A 21514-nucleotide genomic window follows, 5' to 3' on the forward strand; every position below is an offset into this window, starting at 1 on the left:
CATGACCACCAGCATGATCGAGACGGGGCCCGCGCTCGCCGCGGGCCCCGTCCCCCCTCCCCGCCCCCGCCGTCGCACCGACGGCCGGAAGTGGCTCGAGATCGGCCTGTTCGCCGGTCCCGCGCTCATCGTCTTCCTGACCTTCGTCATCCTGCCCGTCGTCCTCGCAGCGGTGTACAGCTTCTTCAACTGGAACGGTCTGACCCCGCTCGAACGCTTCGTCGGGTTCGACAACTACATCCGGGCCCTCACCGATCCGCTCTTCCTCAAGGGCATCAGCAACAACGCCGTCATCCTCGTCGCGTCGGTCCTCATCCAGGGGCCCCTCGCGATCGGGATCGCCCTGCTGCTGAACCGGCGTCTGCGCGGGCGCACCCTCATCCGCGCCCTCATCTTCGTCCCCTACGTCCTCGCCGAGGTCGTCGCGGGTCTGTCGTGGAAGCTCCTGCTCTCCCCGCGCGGCGGCGTCAACGCCGTGCTCGAGTCGATCGGACTCGGCGAGCTCGCCCGCCCCTGGCTCGCCGAGCCCGCCATCGCACTGTGGGTCATGTTCGGCATCCTCACGTGGAAGTACCTCGGCTTCGCCATCCTCCTCATGCTCGCGGGGCTGCAGGGCGTTCCCGAGGAGCTCACCGAGGCGGCGCAGCTGGACGGCGCCAGCTGGTGGCGCATCCAATGGCACATCACGCTCCCGCTCATCGCCCCCACGATCCGCATCTGGATCTTCTTGTCGATGATCGGCTCGCTGCAGCTGTTCGACATGGTGTGGGTCACCACCCGCGGCGGCCCGGTCGGCGCCACGAACACGATGGCCGTCTACATGATCCAGTACGGGCAGACCCAGCCCGGCTTCGGCAGCGCGATCGCCGTCATCCTCTTCCTCATCTCGCTGGCCGTCGCGCTCGTGTACCAGCGCTTCGCCCTCCGCCGCGATCTCGCCGGCGCCACCACGACAGGAGTCCGCTGATGGCTGCCACCGTCGCCGTGACCGTCCCCTCCGCGGGCCGCCGCAGGGACCGTCCCGCCGGTTCCGGGTTCGACTGGCGTCAGCCCTTCGTCTACCTCGTCGCCCTCGCGGCGGTCCTCATCTCCGTCGTCCCCGTCGCGTACGTGTGGATCGGCGGGTTCCGCCGAACCGCCGACATCAACGCGAACCCGGCCGGCTGGCCGGACCCGTGGACGCTCGACAGCTACCTGCGGGTCCTGGGATCGAGCCGCTTCTGGGGGTCGGTGTTCTCGTCCTCCGTCGTCGGCATCGGCACGACGGCCGGGGTCGTGCTGCTCGGCGTCATGGCCGCGTTCGTGATCGCCCGGTACGACTTCCGCGGCCGGGGCGTGCTGTACTCGCTCTTCGCAGCGGGCCTCATGTTCCCGCTCACGGTCGCCGCGCTGCCGCTGACCATCCTGCTGCGCGACATCGGGCTGCAGGGGAGCTTCCTCGGCGTCATCATCCCGCAGGTCGCGTTCGCGCTGCCGACGACCGTCATCATCCTCGTCCCCTTCCTGAGGGCCATCCCGGCCGAACTCGAAGAGGCCGCGGCGATCGACGGCACGAGCCGGATCGGGTTCTTCTGGCGCATCATGCTGCCCCTGTCGGTGCCGGGCCTCGTCACCGTCGGCGTCCTCGCGTTCGTCGGCAGCTGGAACGCCTACCTCCTGCCCCTGCTCGTGATGGCGGCGGGCGGGATGCCGCAGGATCTGTGGACCCTGCCGCTCGGCGTCCAGCAGTTCTCCACCCAGTACTCCGCCGACACCGGCGCCGTGCTCGCCTACACGTCGCTGGCCATGGTGCCGGCGCTCGCGTTCTTCCTGTTCGCCGAGAAGCGCATCGTGGGCGGCCTGACCGGGGCGGTGAAGGGATGACGCGCATCGACGAGCTCGTCGCGGCGATGACCCTCGACGAGAAGATCGCCCAGCTGTACGGCGTCTGGGTCGGCGCGTCCGACTCCGGCGGCGACGTCGCCCCGCACCAGCACGACATGGAGGACGTGGTCGACCTCGACGCGCTGCTGCCGCACGGGCTGGGGCAGCTCACCCGTCCGTTCGGCACGCGGCCCGTCGATGCCGCCGTGGGCGCGCTGTCGCTCGCGCGCACGCAGGAGCGCATCCGTGCCGCCTCGCGGCACGGCATCCCCGCCCTCGCGCACGAGGAGTGCCTCGCCGGCTTCGCGGCGTACGGCGCGACGGCCTATCCCGTACCCCTGTCGTGGGGCGCGACCTTCCACCCCGAGCTCGTCCGGGAGATGGGGCGCCGCATCGGCGAGGACATGCGCCGGGTCGGCGTGCACCAGGGTCTCGCGCCCGTGCTCGACGTCGTGCGCGACGCCCGCTGGGGTCGCGTCGAGGAGACGATCGGCGAGGACCCGCTCCTCGTCGGCACCGTCGCCACCGCGTACGTGCAGGGCGTCGAATCGGTGGGCGTCGTCGCGACGCTCAAGCACTTCGCCGGCTACTCGGCATCCAAGGGGGGTCGGAACCTCGCGCCCGTCTCGATCGGACCGCGCGAGCTGCAGGACGTCATCCTCCCGCCGTTCGAGATGGCGGTGCGGGACAGCGGCGTCCGGAGCGTCATGAACTCCTACTCGGACATCGACGGCGTTCCGACGGCGGCCGACCGGTCGCTGCTGACCGAACTCCTCCGCGACACGTGGGGGTTCGATGGCACGGTCGTCGCCGACTACTTCTCGGTCGCGTTCCTGAAGCTCCTCCACGGGGTCGCCGCGTCGTGGGCGGATGCCGCGGGCCAGGCGCTCGCGGCGGGCATCGACGTCGAGCTGCCGACCGTCAAGACCTTCGGCGAGCCGCTCCGGCGCGCCGTCGAGGAGGGCGTCATCGACGCCGGGCTCATCGACACGGCGCTCCGCCGCGTGCTCCGACAGAAGGAGCAGCTCGGGCTCCTGGCGGCCGACTGGTCGGCCGTGCCGGAGGCGCTGGCGGGCCGGGACCTGTCCGATCCCGAAGCGCTGCGCGGATCGATCGACCTCGACCCGGCGGAGAACCGCGCCCTCGCCGCGCGGCTCGCCGAGGAGGCGATCGTGCTCGTCCGCAACGACGGCGCGCTGCCGCTCGGCACGCCGACGCGGATCGCCGTCGTCGGCCCGAACGCCGATGACCCGTACGCCATGCTCGGCTGCTACTCGTTCCCGACGCACGTCGTCTCGCAGCATCCGGGCGTCCCGCTCGGCATCCGCATCCCGACCCTGCTCGAGGCGCTCCGCGCGGAGTTCCCCGAGGCCGAGGTCGCGCACGTGCGGGGCACGAGCGTCGACGGCGGCGAGCGCGACGGCATACCCGAGGCCGTCGCGCTCGCCCAGGCCGCGGACGTCGTCGTGCTGGCGCTCGGGGACCGGGCGGGGCTCTTCGGTCGCGGGACGAGCGGTGAGGGCTGCGACGCCGAGTCGCTCGCCCTGCCCGGCGCCCAGCAGGACCTCGTCGACGCGGTGCTGGATGCCGGTACGCCGGCCGTCCTCGTGCTGCTGGCCGGTCGCCCCTACGCCCTCGGTCGCGCCGAGGAGGAGGCCGCGGGCATCATCGAGGCCTTCTTCGCCGGCGAGGAGGGCGCGTCCGCCGTCGCGGGCGTGCTGAGCGGACGCGTGAACCCGAGCGGACGCCTGCCGGTGAGCATCCCGAAGGCTCACGGCTCGCAGCCCTCGACATACCTGGCGACACCCCTCGCGACGAAGACGGGCGTGTCGAAAATCGACCCGTCCGCGGCCTTCCCCTTCGGTCACGGCCTGTCGTACACGACGTTCGAGTGGAGCGAGCTGACCGCGGATGCGGCCGAGATCGCGACCGACGGGACGGTCGGGGTGGCGTTGCGGGTCGCCAACACGGGGGACCGGGACGGTGTCGAGGTCGTGCAGCTGTACCTCCACGACCCCGTCGCCGAGGTGCCCCGCCCCGTGCAGCGCCTCATCGGGTACGCACGGGTCGAGGTGGCCGCCGGCAACGCGGTCGAGGTGCGCTTCGCGGTGCCGGCGGATCTCGCGGCGTACACCGGCCGGGCTCTGCACCGCATCGTGGATGCCGGCGAGCTCGTGCTGGGCGCGGGGCGCTCGAGCGGCGACATCGCGTCGTCGCGGACCGTGCGCCTCGTCGGCCCGACGCGGGTCGTCGACCATTCGCGCGCGCTCGTCCCCGGCGTCGAGGTGCGTGCGGTCGAGGCCTCGGTGGTGTGACGGGGATTGTCGGGGCCCGGCACATCCCTGCCGGTGTGTGCGGGCCCCGGCCCATCCCTGCCGGGCTCAGGCGCTCTGCGCGGGTCAGGCCGAAGCCGCGCGGATCGGCCTGACCTCGGCGGATCGCCTGTTCCGGGGATGCCGCGAGTCGGCCTACGCGGGCGGCGCGGTGCTGCCGCGGACCACCAGGTGCGTCGCAAGGTCCATGCGGAGCGTGTCGACGGTGTCGCCCTCGGCGAGGCGCAGCACGATCCGTGCGGCCTCCTCGCCCATCCGGCGGAGCGGCTGATGCACCGTCGTCAGCTGCGGGCTGAGCCAGCGTGCCAGCGCGATGTCGTCGTAGCCGACGACGGAGAGGTCGTGCGGGACGCTCAAGCCCGCCGCCGTGGCCGCGGCGATGACGCCGAGGGCCTGCAGGTCGCTGCCCGCGAAGACGGCCGTCGGGCGGTCGGGTCCGGCGAGCAGCTCACGGGCGTGGTGCTCGCCGCCCGCCGGGTGGAAGTCGCCGAAGCGGATCCAGGTCGGATCGATGGGCAGGTTCGCGGCGCTCATCGCCGAGCGGTAGCCGTCGACGCGCGCGAGGGAGCACATCATGTCCTCGGGGCCCGTGATCGCCGCGATACGCGTGTGGCCGAGATCGATCAGGTGCCGGGTCGCCATGAGGCCGCCCGACCAGTTCGCCGAGCCGACCGACGGCACGTCCGGCGCCGGGTCGCCGGCCGGGTCGACGATGGCGAACGGGACGCCCCGCGAGCGGAGCTTCTCGCGGTGCGCGCGGGGCAGGTCGGAGAACACCAGCACGACGCCGACGGGGCGGCGGCGCAGGACGCCATCGATCCACTCCGCGGACGGTGCGTGGCGATCGCCGCTGACGGTCAGGACGACGGAGAGCCCGGCGGCGTGGGCGACGTCCTCGACGCCCTCGATCACCTCCATCGACCAGCTCGCCTCGAGCTCGTGGAAGACGAGTTCGAGCGTCTCGGTGCGCTGCGCGGGGGTGCGCCGGTGGTAGCCGTGACTCTTCAGATGCTCCTCGAGGCGGGCGCGCGTGGCCGGGGCGACATCGGTGCGGCCGTTGAGCACCTTGGACATCGTGGCGACGGAGACTCCGGCCTCGGCCGCGATGTCGGCGAGCGTCACACGGGGAGCAGTGGTCATGGAGGATCCTCGGAGCCGGTCGCGGAGCCGCGGAGTGCGAGCGAGCCGATTCTTGCACCTTTCGTGTGACGCGACGATAGTTTCGGATGCCGATTCTCCTCGGCGGGGCACTGGCGCGCCCCCGCTCCATGGTATAGGTTGTTTATCGCAACAATTAACTCGACGTCGAGCAGGAGCATCATGGTCACCCCCACCCCCGCGGACAAGTTCACCTTCGGACTGTGGACGATCGGCTACAACGGGAGCGACCCGTTCGGCGGTCCCACCCGGCCCCCGCTCGACGTCGTGCACGCCGTCGAGAAGCTCGCCGAGATCGGCGCCTACGGGCTCACGTTCCACGATGACGACCTCTTCGCCTTCGGCTCGACGGATGCCGAGCGGCAGAAGCAGATCGACCGCCTGAAGGGCGTGCTGGATGCCACCGGGCTGACGGTGCCGATGGTGACCACGAACCTGTTCTCGCCCCCGGTCTTCAAGGACGGCGGCTTCACCTCCAACGACCGCGCCGTGCGTCGCTTCGCGCTGCGCAAGGTCCTCCGTCAGCTCGAGCTCGGCGTCGAGCTCGGCGCCAAGACCTTCGTGATGTGGGGCGGCCGTGAGGGCGCCGAGTACGACGCCGCGAAGGACGTGCGCACGGCCCTCGAGCGCTACCGCGAAGCGGTGAACCTCCTCGGCCAGTACGTGATCGACAAGGGCTACGACATCCGCTTCGCGATCGAGCCGAAGCCGAACGAGCCGCGCGGCGACATCCTGCTGCCGACGGTCGGCCACGCCCTCGCCTTCATCGAGACGCTCGAGCACCCCGAGCTCGTGGGCCTCAACCCCGAGGTCGGTCACGAGCAGATGGCGGGCCTGAACTTCGCCGCCGGCATCGCGCAGGCGCTCTACCACGGCAAGCTCTTCCACATCGACCTAAACGGCCAGCGCGGCATCAAGTACGACCAGGACCTCGTCTTCGGTCACGGCGACCTGCACAACGCGTTCGCGCTCGTCGACCTTCTCGAGAACGGCGGCCCGAACGGCGGTCCGTCCTACGAGGGTCCCCGCCACTTCGACTACAAGCCGTCCCGCACCGAGGACGAGACCGGCGTCTGGGACTCGGCCGCCGCGAACATGCGCACCTACCTCCTCCTCAAGGAGCGGGCCGCCGCGTTCCGCGCCGACCCCGAGGTGCAGGCCGCGCTCGAGGCCGCCCGCGTCTTCGAGCTTGCGCAGCCGACGCTGGGCGCGGGGGAGTCGTACGACGACCTCCTCGCCGACCGTTCGGCGTACGAGGACTTCGACGCCGACGCGTACTTCGGCGCGAAGGGCTTCGGCTTCGTGCGGCTCCAGCAGCTGGCCACCGAGCACCTCCTGGGCGCCCGCTGACCCACCCCACCTCGCCCGTCCCGCCCCGCGTCACTCGACGCGGGGCGGGAACGCGGCACGGGCAGAGAGAGGATGCCGGATGGCACTCGTGATGGGCGTCGACTCGTCGACGCAGTCGTGCAAGGTCGTCATCACGGATGCCGACACCGGTGCCGTGGTCCGCTCGGGGCGCGCGTCGCACCCGGAGGGCACCGAGGTCGACCCGGCTGCGTGGTGGACGGCGCTGCAGACCGCGATCGCGGAGGCGGGCGGCATCGACGACGTCGCCGCGTGGTCCATCGCGGGGCAGCAGCACGGCATGGTCGTGCTCGACGCGGACGGTGACGTCATCCGCCCCGCCCTGCTGTGGAACGACACCCGCTCCGCCGGCGCGGCGCGCGACCTCATCGCCGAGATTGGCGCCGAGGAGTACGCGCGCCGGACCGGTGTCGTGCCGGTCGCGTCCTTCACGGCCACCAAGCTCCGCTGGCTGCGCGACCACGAGCCCGCTGCCGCGGCGCGCGTGGCGGCCGTCGCGCTCCCGCACGACTGGCTCACGTGGCGGCTCCGGGGCTTCGGCCCCGACGACCCGCGTCTCGACGAGCTCGTCACCGACCGCTCCGACGCGTCCGGCACCGCGTACTGGGGTCCGGGCGGGTACGACCGCGACCTGCTCATCACAGCGCTCGGCCACGACGCGGTCCTCCCGCGCGTGCTCGGCTCCGGCGAGAGCGTCGCCGACGGCGCCGGCCGGGCCGTCGCGCCCGGGGCGGGCGACAACGCCGGCGCCGCACTCGGGGTCGGCGCGGGCGTGGGCGACGTCGTGGTGTCCATCGGCACGAGCGGGACGGTGTTCGCCGTCTCGGCCGAGCCGACCGTCGATCCCACCGGTACCGTCGCCGGGTTCGCCTCCGCGGACGGCCACTTCCTCCCCCTCGTCGCGACCCTCAACGCCGCGCGCGTGCTCGACGTGACCGCCCGGCTGCTCGGCGTCGACCACGGCGAGCTCTCCCGCCTCGCCCTGAAGGCCGAACCCGGCGCGGGCGGCCTCCGTCTCGTGCCCTACTTCGAGGGGGAGCGCACGCCGAACCTGCCCGACGCGACGGCGTCCCTCGACGGCATGACACTCGCCTCGACGACGCGGGAGAACCTCGCCCGCGCCGCCGTGGAGGGGATGCTGTCCGGCCTCGCCGCCGGGCTCGACGCGGTCCGCGGTCTCGGCGTGCCGATCCGGCGAGCCCTCCTCATCGGCGGCGGCGCGCAGTCCGAGGCGGTGCGCCAGATCGCCCCGCTCGTCCTCGGCGTCCCCGTCGAGGTCCCCGAACCGGCGGAGTACGTCGCGCTCGGCGCCGCCCGGCAGGCGGCGGCGCTCGTCGGCACCGAGCCGAACGGATGACCGCGCGCACGGCGCTCATCGTCCGCGGCGGCTGGGACGGACACCATCCCGTCGCGGCGACCGACCTCTTCGTCCCGTTCCTCGAGCGCGACGGCTTCACGGTCCGGATCGAGGACACGAGCGGCGTGTACGCGGATGCCGCGCTCATGGCCGCGACCGATCTCATCGTCCAGTCCGTCACGATGTCGGAGATCTCCGCGCCCGCCCTCGTCGGCCTCCGCGACGCGGTCGCGGCCGGCACGGGCCTCGCCGGGTGGCACGGCGGCATAGCCGACTCCTATCGGTCGAGCTCCGACTACCTGCAGCTCATCGGCGGGCAGTTCGCGACGCACCCCGGCAAGCATCCGGATGAGCGGCACGGTGACGAGACGGACAACTACCTCCCGTACACCGTCGAGATCACCGACCTCGGGCGGACGCACGAGATCACCGCCGGCATCGACGACTTCGCGCTCACCACCGAGCAGTACTGGGTGCTGCACGACGACCTCATCGACGTCCTCGCCGAGACGACGCATCCCGTGCAGCCGCACCACCCGTGGCACCGCCCCATCACCTCCCCGACCGTCTGGACGCGTCTGTGGGGTCGGGGACGCGTCTTCGTCGCGACGCCCGGCCACAGCCTCGACGTCCTCCAGGACGAGAACGTCCGCACCATCATCGAGAGGGGGATGCGATGGGCAGCCCGCACGGCATAGGGATCGTTGGCCTGGGGGTCATCTCGGGCGCGTACCTCGACACGCTCCGCGGCCACCCCGCGCTGCGGATCGCCGCCGTCGCGGACCTCGATCAGGACCGGGCACGCGGGGTCGCCGACGGCCTCCCCGGGACCCGCGCCACGACCGTCGCCGAACTCGTCGCCGATCCCTCCGTCGCCACGGTGCTGAATCTCACCGTGCCCGCCGCGCACGCCGAGGTCGCCCATGCCGCCATCGCGGCAGGGAAGGACGTCTACGGCGAGAAGCCGCTCGCCGCGACCCTCCACGAGGCCCTCGGAATGCGGGATGCCGCGCGGGAGGCCGGTGTGCGCCTGGGCTGCGCGCCCGACACCGTGCTCGGCACCGGTGTGCAGACCGCCCGCGCCGCCGTCGACGCGGGCCGCATCGGCACACCCGTCTCGGCGACGGCGACGTGGATCTCTCCGGGCCACGAGCAGTGGCATCCGCACCCGGACTTCTACTACCTCCCCGGTGGAGGTCCGGTGCTGGACATGGGCCCCTACTACCTGACGGCACTCGTCCAGGTGCTCGGGCCCGTCGTCGCCCTCACCGGCATGAGCTCGCGCGTGCGCGCGGAGCGGACGATCGCGTCGGGCCCGCGCCTCGGCGAGGTGATCCCCGTGGAGACCGACACCCACGTCACGGGTGTGCTGCAGCATCGGTCCGGCGCGCTGTCCACCGTGACGGTTAGCTTCGACGGCGTCCACTCGGCCGCCCCGCCGATCGAAGTGCACGGCACCGCGGGGTCGCTCGTGCTGCCCGACCCGAACGGCTTCGACGGCGACGTCCTGCTGCGAGCCGCCGGGGCGACGGAATCGCTCGTGCTGCCTCCTTCGGCGGGATTCGCCGACGCCGCGCGCGGCGTGGGCCTGCTCGACTTCGTCCGCGGCGGCGACGGCGCAAGCGGCGCCATTGCCCTGCACGTCCTGGAGATCATGACGGGACTGCTCGACTCTCACGGCACGCGTGTCGACCTGGCGCCGCCGCCGGAGCGCCCCGCCGCGGTGCCGTTCACCCCCGCCGAGGTGTGGCGCGGCGCCTGACGCCGCCGACGACCTGGCGGAGCGCCCGATGCGTCCTTCAGCGGAGCGCGGGCGCGGTGCGAGGATGAGACCGTGACGGATGCGACGGCTTCGGCCCTGCTCGCAGCCGCCCGCGAGCGCCTCCGCGGCGCCCCGCGCGAGCGGCTCGGCGAAGCGGTCGCGCCGCGCCGCGTCTTCGGCCTGGGACGCGCGGCCCGTGTGGTGCCGGTGCGCGAGGCCTGGCACGTCGGGGTTCTGCTGCTCGACGAGGATGCGGCATTCGCGACGGGCGAGATCCTCCGGGCTCGGACGGAGGCGATCCGCGGATTCACGGCGGAGTCCCAGCGCGCCCGCGCCGAGGTGGCCGCGGCCGCGCGGCGCGGCGGGTTCGCCGAGGGCGAGGTGGTGCACGTGGGCTGGCAGAGCATCGACATCCCGCTCGTGGATCGGGGCGGGGCATCCGGCCCGCTCTCGGTCGTCGGCGGCGTCGTGCACGTGCGCTGGAGCACGGCCGGCGGCACGCGGCCCCTGGCGGACTACCTCGCCGAGCAGCTGTCGCTGCGGTGAGCGGGGACCTCTTCCAGGCGAAGTAGGGTTGTCGTCACGACTCTGGAGGTCTGCATGCAGGTTTGGCCCGGTTCCGCCTATCCGCTGGGGGCGACCTTCGACGGCAACGGCACCAACTTCGCTCTCTTCAGCGAGAGCGCCGAGCGCGTCGAGCTGTGCCTGTTCGACGAGGCCGGCGAGGAGACCCGCGTCGAGCTGCGGGACGTCGACGCCTACGTGTGGCACGCCTACCTGCCCACCATCCAGCCGGGCCAGCGCTACGGGTACCGCGTCCACGGCCCGGAAGACCCGACGCAGGGCCAGCGCTTCAACCCGAGCAAGCTGCTGCTGGACCCGTACGCGAAGTCCGTCGAAGGCGAGATCGAGTGGGGCCAGTCGGTCTTCGGGTACGACTTCGGCGATCCGGACTCCCGGAACGAGGAGGATTCGGCGCCCCAGATGATGAAGGGCGTCGTCGTCAACCCCTTCTTCGACTGGGCCGGCGACCGCCTTCCGAAGACGCCGTACGCCGAGACGCTGATCTACGAAGCCCACGTGAAGGGCCTCACCGAGCTGCACCCCGACATCCCCGACGAGATCCGCGGCACCTACAGCGCGATCGGTCACCCCGCGATCATCGAGCACCTCAAGAAGCTCGGCGTCACCGCCATCGAGCTCATGCCGGTGCACCAGTTCGTCAACGACTCCACCCTGCAGGACAAAGGGCTGTCGAACTACTGGGGATACAACACGATCGCGTTCTTCGCGCCCCAGAACACCTACGCCTCCGCCGGCGACCGCGGCCAGCAGGTGCAGGAGTTCAAAGGCATGGTCCGGGCGCTGCACGCCGCCGGCATCGAGGTCATCCTCGACGTGGTCTACAACCACACGGCCGAGGGCAACCACCTGGGTCCGACGCTGTCGATGAAGGGCATCGACAACGTCGCCTACTACCGCCTCGAAGACGACGACAAGCGCTACTACACCGACTACACCGGCACGGGGAACAGCCTCAACGTCGGCAATCCGCACACGCTGCAGCTCATCATGGACTCGCTGCGGTACTGGGTGCTGGAGATGCACGTCGACGGCTTCCGCTTCGACCTCGCCGCGACCCTCGCGCGCGAGTTCTACGAAGTCGACCGACTCGCCGCCTTCTTCGAGCTCGTCCAGCAGGACCCGGTAGTTTCGCAGGTCAAGCTCATCGCCGAGCCCTGGGACATCGGTCCCGGCGGCTACCAGGTGGGCAACTTCCCCCCGCAGTGGACCGAGTGGAACGGCAAGTACCGCGACACGGTCCGCGACTTCTGGCGGGGCGAGCCGTCGACGCTCGGCGAGTTCGCGTCGCGCGTCACCGGCTCCGCGGACCTGTACGAGCACTCCGGGCGCCGGCCGGTGGCATCCATCAACTTCGTCACCGCCCACGACGGGTTCACGCTGCGGGATCTCGTGTCCTACAACGAGAAGCACAACGACGCCAACGGCGAGGACGGGAACGACGGCGAATCGCACAACCGCTCGTTCAACCACGGCGTGGAGGGCGACACCACCGACCCGAAGGTGCTGACCCTGCGCGCGCGGCAGCAGCGCAACTTCATCGCGACCCTGCTGCTGAGCCAGGGCGTCCCGATGATCGCGCACGGCGACGAACTGGGTCGCACCCAGAAGGGCAACAACAACGGCTACGCGCAGGACAACGAGCTGACCTGGGTGCACTGGGACAGCGTCGACCAGCCGCTCGTCGAGTTCACCGCCGCGATCGCGCGGCTCCGCCGCGAGCACCCGACCTTCCGACGCAGCCGGTTCTTCAACGGACGACCGATCCGCCGCGAGGAGGGGGCGCCCGTCCCCGACATCGCCTGGGTTCGCCCCGACGGCACCGAGATGCAACCGGAGGACTGGGACAGCGGCTTCGGCCGCGCGATCGGCGTGTTCCTCAACGGCGAAGGCATCCGCGAGCGGGATCGCCGCGGCGAGGAGATCCGCGACCGGCACTTCATGATCTTCTTCAACGCCGGCGACGAGGGTGTGGACTTCACGATCCCGACCGCCGACTTCGGGCCGCGCTGGGAGGTCGTCGTCGACACCTCCGGTGAACAGGCCGACGTCGCGCCGCTCGACGGGGGCGATGTCCTCGGGCTGGCGGCGAAGTCGCTCCTCGTGCTGCGCGACTACGAGGAAGCCGAGCCGGACGTCGACCACTCCGTCGCCGCCTCGCTGGCCGCGCGGACCACCCCGATCGACACGATCCCCGCCCACGCACCGCAGATCGAGATGCCGCACTGACGCCATGACGCCCCCGGCTTCGACCTACCGCCTCCAGATCCGCGCCGACTTCGACCTGGATGCGGCGGCCGACGTGACCGCGTACCTTCGGGCGCTGGGGGTCGACTGGGCGTACCTGTCGCCGATCCTCGAGGCTGCGGACGGGTCCGACCACGGCTATGACGTCGTCGACACCTCGCAGGTCGACCCGGCGCGGGGCGGGGCGGAGGGCCTCGCCCGCTTCCGGGACGCGGCCCGCGCCGCAGGTCTCGGCATCCTCGTGGACATCGTGCCCAACCACATGGGCGTCGCCGACCCGTCCCGGAACGCGTGGTGGTGGGACGTCCTCACCCACGGCCGGTCGTCGCGGCACGCGGAGGCGTTCGACGTCGACTGGGCGCACGGGTCCGGCCGGCTCCGGCTGCCGATCCTCGGGGCGGAGATCGACGACGTCCTCGCCGCGGGCGAGCTGACGGTCGACGTCGACGCGGGCGTCGTGCGGTACTACGACTCGGCGCTGCCCCTCGCGCCGGGATCGCTCGACCAGGCCGCCCCGGACGACGTTCCGGCGGTGCTGGAGGCTCAGCACTGGGAGCTCCTGCACTGGCGTCGCGACGCCGACCTGAACTATCGCCGGTTCTTCACGGTGACGAGCCTCGCCGGCGTCCGCGTCGAGACGGAGCCGGTCTTCGCAGCCACGCACGCCGAGGTGGCCCGCTGGTTCCGCGAGGGACTCGCCGACGGCCTCCGCATCGACCATCCCGACGGCCTCGCCGACCCGGGCGGCTACCTCACGAGGCTCGCCGAGCTCACCGGCGGCGCCCATGTCGTCGTCGAGAAGATCCTCGAGCACGGCGAGCAGCTGCCCGGCTGGTGGGCCACGGCCGGGACGACCGGCTACGACGCGATGGCGGAGATCGACCGCGTGCTCGTCGATCCCGCCGGCGCCCCTGCCCTCGACGCCCTCGACGCGCGCCTGCGCGCGGAGAGCGGGCTGACGCCGGTGACCTCGTACGCCGACCTCATCCACGACACGAAGCGCGCGATCGCCGACACCGCGCAGCGCGCCGAAGTGCGCCGTCTCGTCCGGCTGCTCCCCGCCGAGCTGGGCGGGCCAGACGGGTCGGACACGGTCGACGCGGTCGCCGAGCTGCTGGCGAACTTCCCGGTGTACCGCGCGTACCTCCCGGCCGGCGCGCAGCACCTCGCGCACGCCGTCGCGGAGACCTCTCGGCGCCGCCCCGACCTGGCCGCGCGTGCCGTCGCCGTGGCCGATCTGATCCTCGCCGACCCGCACGGCGAGCTCGCGACGCGGTTCATGCAGACCACGGGGCCCGTCATGGCGAAGGGTGTCGAGGACACGGCGTTCTATCGATACACGCGCCTCGGGACACTCACGGAGGTCGGCGGCGATCCGTCGGTCTTCGCCCTCGACGTCGACGGCTTCCATGCCGCTGCCGGCATGCGGCAGTCCGGGTGGCCGCACGCGTCGACGGCCCTCTCGACGCACGACACGAAGCGCAGCGAGGACGTCCGAGCGCGTCTCTCGGTGCTCGCGGAGCTTACGGAGCGCTGGGGCGCGACGCTCGATCGGCTGCGCGGGATCGCCTCGACCGGCAACGGCCCGCTCGACGCGCTGCTCTGGCAGGCGATCGTCGGCGCCTGGCCCGCATCGCCGGAGCGGTTGCACGCCTACGCCGAGAAGGCGGCGCGCGAATCCGCCGAGGACACGACGTGGGCAGACCCGGACGCGGCCTTCGAGGCGCGCGTCCACGCCGTCGTGGATGCCGCGTCCGGCGCGGCTCGAGGGCTCGTGGAGGCGTTCGTCGGCGAGATCGCCGGTTTCGGCCGGTCCAACTCCCTCTCCGCGAAGCTGCTTCAGCTCGCGGCCCCCGGCGTGCCCGACGTCTATCAGGGCACCGAGCTCTGGGACCTCTCGCTCGTCGACCCCGACAACCGGCGCCCCGTCGACTACGGGGTCCGCCGCGCGCTGCTCTCCCGCATCGACGCGGGGTGGACGCCCGACGTGGATGAGACCGGGGCGGCCAAGCTGCTCGTGACCTCCCGTGCGCTGCGGCTGCGCCGCGACCGGCCGGACCTGTTCACCCGCTACACCCCGCTTCCCGCGGCCGGGGCGGCGGCAGACCACGCCGTCGGGTTCGACCGCGGCGGCGCGATCGCCGTCGCGACGCGGCTTCCCGCAGGGCTGGCGGCCCGCGGCGGCTGGGGCGACACCGTGATGCTCCTGCCGCCCGGCGTGTGGCGCGACGAGCTGACCGGGCGTCGGCACGACGGCGGCGAGACCCCGCTTTCCGACCTCCTCGCCGTCTACCCCGTCGCCCTGCTGCGCCACGCCGACGCGGGATCCGGCTCCGCCGACGACCCGGGCGGCGCCGACGCCGCGGCATCCGACCCCGGACGCGACGAACGGCAGGACCGACCGTGACCCGTGGGGCGCGTGAGGCTCGGCAGCCCCAGCAGTCACAGGTGATCCTGCAGATCGCACGGCAGTGCACGACGGGAGGACGACGATGATCGAGGTATGGGCACCGCGCGCGGAGCGTGTACGGCTGCGACGAGCCGGGCAGGGCGACATCGAGCTGACGCCGCGTGACGACGACGGCTGGTGGGACGCCGATGTCGCACTCGCCGACGGCGACGAGTACGGCTTCGTGCTGGGCGACGGCGACGACATCCGGCCCGACCCGCGCTCGCGACGGCAGCCGCGCGGCGTGCACGACGCGTCCGCGCATCACGACCCCGCCGCCTTCTCCTGGACCGATCAGGACTGGACCGGCAGACAGCTCGCCGGCGGCCTGATCTACGAGCTGCACATCGGCACGTTCACTCCGGAGGGCACGCTCGATGCCGCGATCGGCAAGCTCGGGCACCTCGCCGACCTCGGGGTCACACACATCGAGCTGCTGCCCGTCAACGCGTTCAACGGCACCCACAACTGGGGCTACGACGGCGTGCTCTGGTACGCGGTGCAGGAGACATACGGCGGCCCCGCCGCCTACCAGCGCTTCGTGGACGCCGCCCACGCAGCCGGTCTCGCCGTCATCCAGGATGTCGTCTACAACCACCTTGGACCCTCCGGGAACTACCTTCCCGAGTTCGGTCCCTACCTCCGCGACGGCGTCGAGACCACGTGGGGCGCGAGCCTCGACCTCGACCAGCGCGCCGTGCGCGACCACATCGTCGGCAACGTCTTCCTGTGGCTCCGCGACTACCACGTCGACGGTCTGCGGTTGGATGCCGTGCACGCGCTGCACGAGAGCGTCGACAGCCCCGTCCACATCCTCCGCGAGATCGCGCAGGCCGTCGACGCGCTGAGCGTCCACGTCGGCCGGCCGCTCTCCCTCATCGCCGAGAGCGACCTCAACGACGCCGTCATGATCCTGCCCCGCGAGGCCGGCGGGCACGGCCTCGCGGCGCAGTGGTCCGACGACTGGCACCATGCCGTGCACGTCGCGCTGACCGGCGAGACCGACGGCTACTACGCCGATTTCGCCGACCTCGGCGCCCTGCCCAAGGTGTGGACGGGCGGGTTCTTCCACGACGGGACGTGGTCCTCGTTCCGCGGCCGCGACCACGGCGTGCCGATCCCGCCCGACGTGCCGACCTGGCGTCTCGTGACGTTCGCGCAGGACCACGACCAGATCGGCAACCGCGCCGCGGGCGACCGCCTGGCCGCGACCCTGTCCGCCGATCGGCTCGCCGTCGCGGCCGTGCTCACCCTCACGACGCCCGGCACGCCGATGCTCTTCATGGGCGAGGAGTGGGGCGCCTCGACGCCCTGGCAGTTCTTCACGTCGCATCCCGAACCCGAGCTCGCCACGGCCACCGCGAACGGACGCAAGGCCGAGTTCGCCGCGATGGGCTGGGATGAGTCGCTTGTCCCCGATCCGAACGACCCGGAGACGTTCGCACGGTCCAAGCTCGACTGGGCCGAGGCGTCGACGGGCGATCACGCGCGGCTGCTCGCGCTGTACCGCGCCCTCGCGCGACTCCGGCGTGAGCGTCCCGAGCTCACCGATCCCGCATCCGGCGCCGGTGGGGCGGCGTCGGCCGAGGCCATCGGGGGGCGCGTCTACGAACTCGACCGGGGCGCGGCGCGGGTGCTCGTGAACCTCTCCGCCGTCCCGTGGGACGTGCCCCTCGAGGGCGCCGAGATCTGGCTCGCGACGAAGGATCCGGAGCGCCGCGGCGCGACGCTCTCGCTGCAGCCGGACTCGGCCGTCATCGTCGGTCCCGCCTGAGGCCCCCGGCGCGCACCGCCGCGACCGGAAACACTGTCAACCCCCTGCCGCGCCGGGCCGCGCGCGCCTAGCGTGGCAGCCATGATCGACGACCTCCGCCCCGCACGCGCCGCGGACCTCATCCGGCAGATCGCCGTCATCTCGGCGGTGTCCTTCATGCTCGTCGCCGCCCTCGTCGGCTCCGGCGTCTTCGGCGGCACTCCCGTGAACGAACTGCAGGACGGGAACCTCGCCTCCGACGCGACCTACCTCGCGCCCGGCAGCTCCGCCTTCTCCATCTGGAGCCTCATCTACCTCCTGATGATCGCGTACGCGATCTGGCAGGCGCTGCCGGGCCAGCGGGCGCGCGACCGCCAGCGCTTCGCGGGCTGGTGGATCGCCGTGACCGCCGTCCTCAACGGATGCTGGCTGCTTGCGGCGCAGTTCCTGAACCTCCCCGCCACCGTCGTCGCGATCCTCCTGCTCCTCGTCGCGCTCGGCGCGACGATCCGCGTGCTCGTCGTCCGCCCTCCGCAGGGGGCGACGGATGTCGCCTTCACCGACCTCACGGTCGGATTCCACCTGGGCTGGGTGTCGCTCGCGACCGTCGCCAACGTCACGGCATGGCTCACCGCCGAGGTCGCCCCCGCGGCGTGGGGGGACGCGGCGGTCCCGATCGCGATCGCCGTGCTCATCGTGGTCGCGATCATCGGCGTCGCGCTCGCCTACGGCACCCGCGGTCGCCTCGCGCCGGGCCTCGCCATGGGGTGGGGGCTGCTGTGGATCGCCGTCGCTCGCGCGACGGACGAGCCGGCATCCACCCCCATCGCGATCGCCGCGGGAATCGCCGCGGCCGTCGTCGTGATCGCCCCCATCGTCATGATCGTCACCGGTCGGCCCGGGCGCGGCGAGTTCGCGCGACGACCGGCCTCCCGCCCCGTCCCCCAGGGCGACGACGTCAGAACGTCTGGGCGAACCGCTGCAGGATCCGGGTCGGCTCGGTGAGCGAGGTCGCGAGCACGCGGGCGGCGATGGCGTCGTAGTCGCCGGCGGCGAAGTACCCGTCGTCGCGGTACACGGCCATCCGCTCGGTGAAGGCGCGTGCCGTGGGCTCCGGATGGAACTGCGTCGCGTACAGCCGGTCGCCGAAGCGGTACGCCTGCACGGGGCAGGCCTCGTTCGTCGCGAGCAGCACCGCCCCCGCCGGCGGCTCCGCGATGCCCTCCTTGTGCGCCGTCAGCGCCGTGAAGGTGTCGGCGAGGCCGCCGAAGAGCGCGTCCCGTGACCCGTCCTCGGTCAGCGAGACCGTCGTCGGACCCGTGTCCTCCGGATAGGCGCGTGTGACGGTGCCGCCGAGGGCGCGAGTCGCGATCCCGATGCCGTAGCAGGTGAACAGGGCCGCCGTCCGCCCGTCGGCGGCGCGCTCGGCGACGCGCGACAGTGCGGCCTCGAGGCGCCGCTGCACATCGGTCTTCGTCGACTCCGGGTCGGTGACGTTGAACGGGCTGCCCCCGACGACGAATCCGCGCCACCGCTCGAAGGCGTCCTCCGGAAGTTCGTCGCGCACGAGGTCCAGCTGATCCAGCTCACCGTCGCCCAGCCGCGCGCCGGTGCGGAACGACTCGTATTCGGCGGCGGCGGCGCCCAGCTGCGGACGGACGCAGACGTACACGAGCGGTGCCATGCGCCGAGTCTAGGTGGATCGGTCCGGCCCGGCGAGAGTCCGCCGGCATCCGTCCGCGCGTCGATGTATCACCGGGGGTATCGCCTCGCTCCTGTCCATGTGGCCAGAATGGGCGCTATGACCGATGCCGACCCGCCGCCCGTCCGAGAACCGTCGGAGGGCGACGGGAACGTCGGCGCACCCCTGACGATCTGGGACCGCGCCGCCGGTGCGTTCCACCGCTGGCGCGAGGGCGACGCCCGCGCCATGGACGAGCTCGTCCGCATCATGACGCCCGTGCTGTGGCATGTCGTGCGGGCGTACGGTCTCGAGCACATGCTCGCGGAGGACGTCGTGCAGGCGACGTGGATGACGCTCGTGCAGCGCCACGAGTCGATCCACGACGAGCGGGCCGTCGCCGGGTGGCTGACGACGTGCGCACGCCGCGAAGCGTGGCGCGCAGGACGCGCGCACCAGCGCGTCCGCGCGACCGACAGCGCCGACCTCGAGCCGAAGCTGCCGCCGGCGGACTCCGCCGAGGACCTCGCCCAGGTCGCCGACCGCGATCACCGGATCTGGGGCGCCGTCGGACGTCTCGACGACCGCTGCCGCCGCCTGCTGCGGATCGTCGCGTTCGAAGAGCGCCCCGACTACGCCCGGATCGCCCAGGACCTGGCCATGCCGATCGGCTCGATCGGCCCGACCCGGCAGCGCTGCCTCGGCAAGCTGCGCACCGCCTTGCAGGCGGATGGATGGAGAGGGGATACCCGTGACCTCTGAGATGCCCGCGGCGGATGCCGCACTGTTCCGCGCCCTCCGGCGCGCGTGGGAGGTGGTCGATCCGGTCCCCGCCGACCTCGTCGACCGGATGGTGGCCGCCGTCGCGACGGCCGACCTGTCGCGGGAGTACGCGCTGCTCACCCTGGTCGAGAGCGACCGGCTCGCGGCGGTCCGCGGCGACGCCGACATGCTGACGCTGCAGTTCAGCGACGGCACGACCAACGTGCTCATCCACGTCACGGCCGCCGAATCCGGTGCCCGCCGCATCGACGGCTGGGTGGACGGGGTGGCGCTGCGCATCGAGCTCGTCCAGGAGGGCGCCACCTTCACGGCGGCGCCGGAGAGCGGGCGGTTCGCCTTCGACGAGGTTCCCGCCGGCGTTTCCCGTCTCCGCATCATCCTCGAGACTCCCCCCGAGCCGGGCGCCGCCACCGAGGTGCTGACGCCGCGCTTCGAAGTCTGACCACCGCCGTACCCCGTACCCCACACCACGACGTCGCCCCCGGCGACCACGAGAGGAGCGACCATGGTCGCCGACACCCCCGAGCAGAATCCGCAGCCGAAGGGGTGGTCGTGGCGCGACCGCGCCCGAGGATCGGTCGTCAAAGGCACGGTCCTCGATCCCGGCACCGAGCCGCTGGACGGCATCGAGGCGTTCCAGACCGCCTACGTCCCCGATCGGCTCCTCCTCTCCGGTGGTGAGCAGGGGTCGCTTCTGGCCGGCAATCTCGACCGGGTCCGCCGAGCGGCGGGCGCCTTCGGGTGGGGCGTCGAGCGCGAGGCGCTCGACGGGAGCGACATGGAGGATGACGCGCCGCCGCCCGAGCAGCGGTTCCCGGGTGCGCCCGTCGTCATCCGCGTGCGACTGACGACGCCGGATGGCGATCGCGGCGTCTCCCCGGCGCTCCCGGACGCGTGGCGTGTCCTGCAGCAGGTGCGCCGGGACGCGCTCGGCGGTGACCCGGTGCGATCGCGGGACGGGCGGATCGACGCCGCCGCGACGCTGCGCGCCGCCGGCGCCGACCGGATCGGCCTCGATCATCTGCTCACCGTCGACCCCGTCGGGCTGAACCCGTACACGAAGTCCAATCCCTACACGAAGTCCAATCCCTATACGAAGTCGAACCCGTACACGAAGTCCAACCCGTACACGAAGTCGAACCCCGTGGGCGAGTACGGCGAAGCGGGGCTCGGCGGGCGGCAGCCCGTCGCGTGGGTGGGACCGCCGCTCGCGCGCACCGAGCCGGGGGAGGGCCGGCGCCGCGCCGTCGTGGCCGTGCTCGACACCGGCGCCGGTGTCCACTCCTGGCTGCCCGACGACGTCGTCGACCGGAACGTGCAGATCGACGGGCGCCCTCTGGGCCTCACCGATGAGGCGAACCCGGAGGTCTATCCCGACCTCTACGGCCCCCTCGACGGCGAGCTCGACCCGGTCGCCGGTCACGGCACGTTCATCGCGGGGATCGTCCGGCAGGCAGCGCCGGATGCCGACATCCTGGCGATCCGCGTCGCGGATGCCCTGGGGATCGTCGAGGAGTCGTCGCTCCTGCAGGTGATCGAGGATCTCGGGGTGCTCGTGCACCGGTATCGCACGGGCCAGCGCGGGGGCCGCCCCGTCGATGTGCTGAACCTGTCGCTCGGCTACTATCACGAGACCCCGCAGGACGGCCTGTACACCCGCGATCTCTACGACCTCCTCGCCGCCCTCCGGGCGCTCGGGACGGCCGTGGTCGTCTCAGCGGGCAACGACGCGATCGACCGGCCGACCTTCCCGGCGTCGCTGTGGGCGTGGCCCGGCGCCGACAACGGCATCGTGCCCGACGGCGGCGCCGTCCACGTCTCGGTCGGGGCGCTCAATCCGAACGGCTGGACGACGGCGCTGTTCTCGAACGTCGGGCCGTGGGTGCGCACGTACGCGGTGGGAGCCGGCGTCGTCAGCACGATCCCCGACTTCCACGGCGGCATCCAGGCGACCGCGCGCGACGATCAGTACGGGCGCCGCCGCCTCACGATCAGCCCCGAGGACTTCCGCGGCGGGTTCGCCGTCTGGAGCGGCACGTCCTTCGCGGCACCGCTCGTCGCGGGCCGGATCGCGGCGGGCCTCACCGATCTCCCGGTCGAACCGGAGAAGGCCGAGGCGGCCGTGGCCGGCGTCACGAAAGCAGCGGAGGCCGTGATCGTCGAGGACTGAGTGCGGGC

The 21514-nt window shown here is 72.4% G+C and carries 17 protein-coding genes; 15 read left to right on the forward strand and 2 right to left on the reverse strand.

Going from position 1 to position 21514, the window contains the following annotated elements; all coding sequences use genetic code 11:
• Window position 1 precedes the first annotated feature (1 nt).
• The 3 genes from QZL85_RS10120 to QZL85_RS10130 are packed head-to-tail and all read left to right on the forward strand — an operon-like array spanning window position 2 to window position 4178.
• Window positions 2-967 carry a carbohydrate ABC transporter permease gene (locus QZL85_RS10120; protein WP_295576471.1) on the forward strand — a complete coding sequence of 322 codons (966 nt, stop codon included), beginning with the start codon at window positions 2-4 and terminating at the stop codon, window positions 965-967.
• Window positions 967-1863: a carbohydrate ABC transporter permease gene (locus tag QZL85_RS10125; protein ID WP_295576473.1), complete on the forward strand. Its 897-nt coding sequence runs from the start codon at window positions 967-969 to the stop codon at window positions 1861-1863. Before QZL85_RS10120 ends, QZL85_RS10125 begins: the two co-directional genes overlap by 1 nt.
• On the forward strand, window positions 1860-4178 hold the full coding sequence (locus QZL85_RS10130) for a glycoside hydrolase family 3 N-terminal domain-containing protein (RefSeq protein ID WP_295576475.1): 2319 nt from the start codon (window positions 1860-1862) through the stop codon (window positions 4176-4178). Before QZL85_RS10125 ends, QZL85_RS10130 begins: the two co-directional genes overlap by 4 nt.
• A gap of 153 nt (window positions 4179-4331) precedes the next feature.
• Here QZL85_RS10130 and QZL85_RS10135 read toward each other — a convergent pair whose 3' ends face one another.
• Window positions 4332-5336: a LacI family DNA-binding transcriptional regulator gene (locus QZL85_RS10135; RefSeq protein ID WP_295576477.1), complete on the reverse strand. Its 1005-nt coding sequence runs from the start codon at window positions 5334-5336 to the stop codon at window positions 4332-4334.
• A gap of 180 nt (window positions 5337-5516) precedes the next feature.
• Between QZL85_RS10135 and xylA the strand changes: the two genes are divergently transcribed.
• The 9 genes from xylA to QZL85_RS10180 all read left to right on the forward strand — a co-directional run bounded on the left by xylA (window position 5517) and on the right by QZL85_RS10180 (window position 17877).
• A complete protein-coding gene (gene xylA, locus QZL85_RS10140; protein ID WP_295576479.1) occupies window positions 5517-6704 on the forward strand; it encodes a xylose isomerase in 1188 nt (395 codons plus the stop codon).
• Window positions 6705-6783: 79 nt separating this feature from the next.
• On the forward strand, window positions 6784-8079 hold the full coding sequence (gene xylB / locus QZL85_RS10145) for a xylulokinase (RefSeq protein WP_295576481.1): 1296 nt from the start codon (window positions 6784-6786) through the stop codon (window positions 8077-8079).
• A complete protein-coding gene (locus QZL85_RS10150; RefSeq protein WP_295576483.1) occupies window positions 8076-8777 on the forward strand; it encodes a ThuA domain-containing protein in 702 nt (233 codons plus the stop codon). The genes xylB and QZL85_RS10150 overlap by 4 nt, the downstream gene beginning before the upstream one ends.
• The gene (locus QZL85_RS10155; RefSeq protein ID WP_295576485.1) at window positions 8756-9841 is read left to right on the forward strand and encodes a Gfo/Idh/MocA family protein; all 1086 of its coding nucleotides are present in this window, start codon (window positions 8756-8758) and stop codon (window positions 9839-9841) included. Before QZL85_RS10150 ends, QZL85_RS10155 begins: the two co-directional genes overlap by 22 nt.
• Window positions 9842-9913: 72 nt before the next feature.
• Window positions 9914-10387: a glutaminase gene (locus QZL85_RS10160; RefSeq protein WP_295576487.1), complete on the forward strand. Its 474-nt coding sequence runs from the start codon at window positions 9914-9916 to the stop codon at window positions 10385-10387.
• Window positions 10388-10441: 54 nt separating this feature from the next.
• Window positions 10442-12652, forward strand: coding sequence for a glycogen debranching protein GlgX (gene glgX / locus QZL85_RS10165; protein WP_295576488.1), 2211 nt, complete (start codon window positions 10442-10444; stop codon window positions 12650-12652).
• Window positions 12653-12656: 4 nt separating this feature from the next.
• Window positions 12657-15077, forward strand: coding sequence for a malto-oligosyltrehalose synthase (gene treY / locus QZL85_RS10170; protein WP_295576489.1), 2421 nt, complete (start codon window positions 12657-12659; stop codon window positions 15075-15077).
• 85 nt (window positions 15078-15162) lie between these two features.
• A complete protein-coding gene (gene treZ, locus QZL85_RS10175) occupies window positions 15163-16893 on the forward strand; it encodes a malto-oligosyltrehalose trehalohydrolase (protein ID WP_295576490.1) in 1731 nt (576 codons plus the stop codon).
• Window positions 16894-16974: 81 nt separating this feature from the next.
• Window positions 16975-17877 carry a tryptophan-rich sensory protein gene (locus QZL85_RS10180; protein WP_295576491.1) on the forward strand — a complete coding sequence of 301 codons (903 nt, stop codon included), beginning with the start codon at window positions 16975-16977 and terminating at the stop codon, window positions 17875-17877.
• Here the strand turns inward: QZL85_RS10180 and QZL85_RS10185 are convergent.
• Window positions 17831-18556: a glutamine amidotransferase-related protein gene (locus QZL85_RS10185; protein WP_295576493.1), complete on the reverse strand. Its 726-nt coding sequence runs from the start codon at window positions 18554-18556 to the stop codon at window positions 17831-17833. The genes QZL85_RS10180 and QZL85_RS10185 overlap by 47 nt on opposite strands.
• 117 nt (window positions 18557-18673) lie before the next feature.
• Here QZL85_RS10185 and QZL85_RS10190 point away from each other — a divergent pair, with 117 nt between their 5' ends.
• The 3 genes from QZL85_RS10190 (at window position 18674) to QZL85_RS10200 (ending at window position 21506) form a co-directional block, all read left to right on the forward strand.
• Window positions 18674-19315 carry an RNA polymerase sigma factor gene (locus QZL85_RS10190; RefSeq protein WP_295576494.1) on the forward strand — a complete coding sequence of 214 codons (642 nt, stop codon included), beginning with the start codon at window positions 18674-18676 and terminating at the stop codon, window positions 19313-19315.
• The gene (locus QZL85_RS10195; RefSeq protein WP_295576495.1) at window positions 19305-19778 is read left to right on the forward strand and encodes a hypothetical protein; all 474 of its coding nucleotides are present in this window, start codon (window positions 19305-19307) and stop codon (window positions 19776-19778) included. The genes QZL85_RS10190 and QZL85_RS10195 overlap by 11 nt, the downstream gene beginning before the upstream one ends.
• Before the next feature lie 63 nt (window positions 19779-19841).
• Window positions 19842-21506 carry a S8/S53 family peptidase gene (locus QZL85_RS10200; protein WP_295576496.1) on the forward strand — a complete coding sequence of 555 codons (1665 nt, stop codon included), beginning with the start codon at window positions 19842-19844 and terminating at the stop codon, window positions 21504-21506.
• The last annotated feature ends 8 nt before the right edge of the window (window positions 21507-21514 follow it).

This window comes from uncultured Microbacterium sp. (assembly GCF_900078385.1).
Classification (GTDB): Bacteria; Actinomycetota; Actinomycetes; order Actinomycetales; family Microbacteriaceae; genus Microbacterium.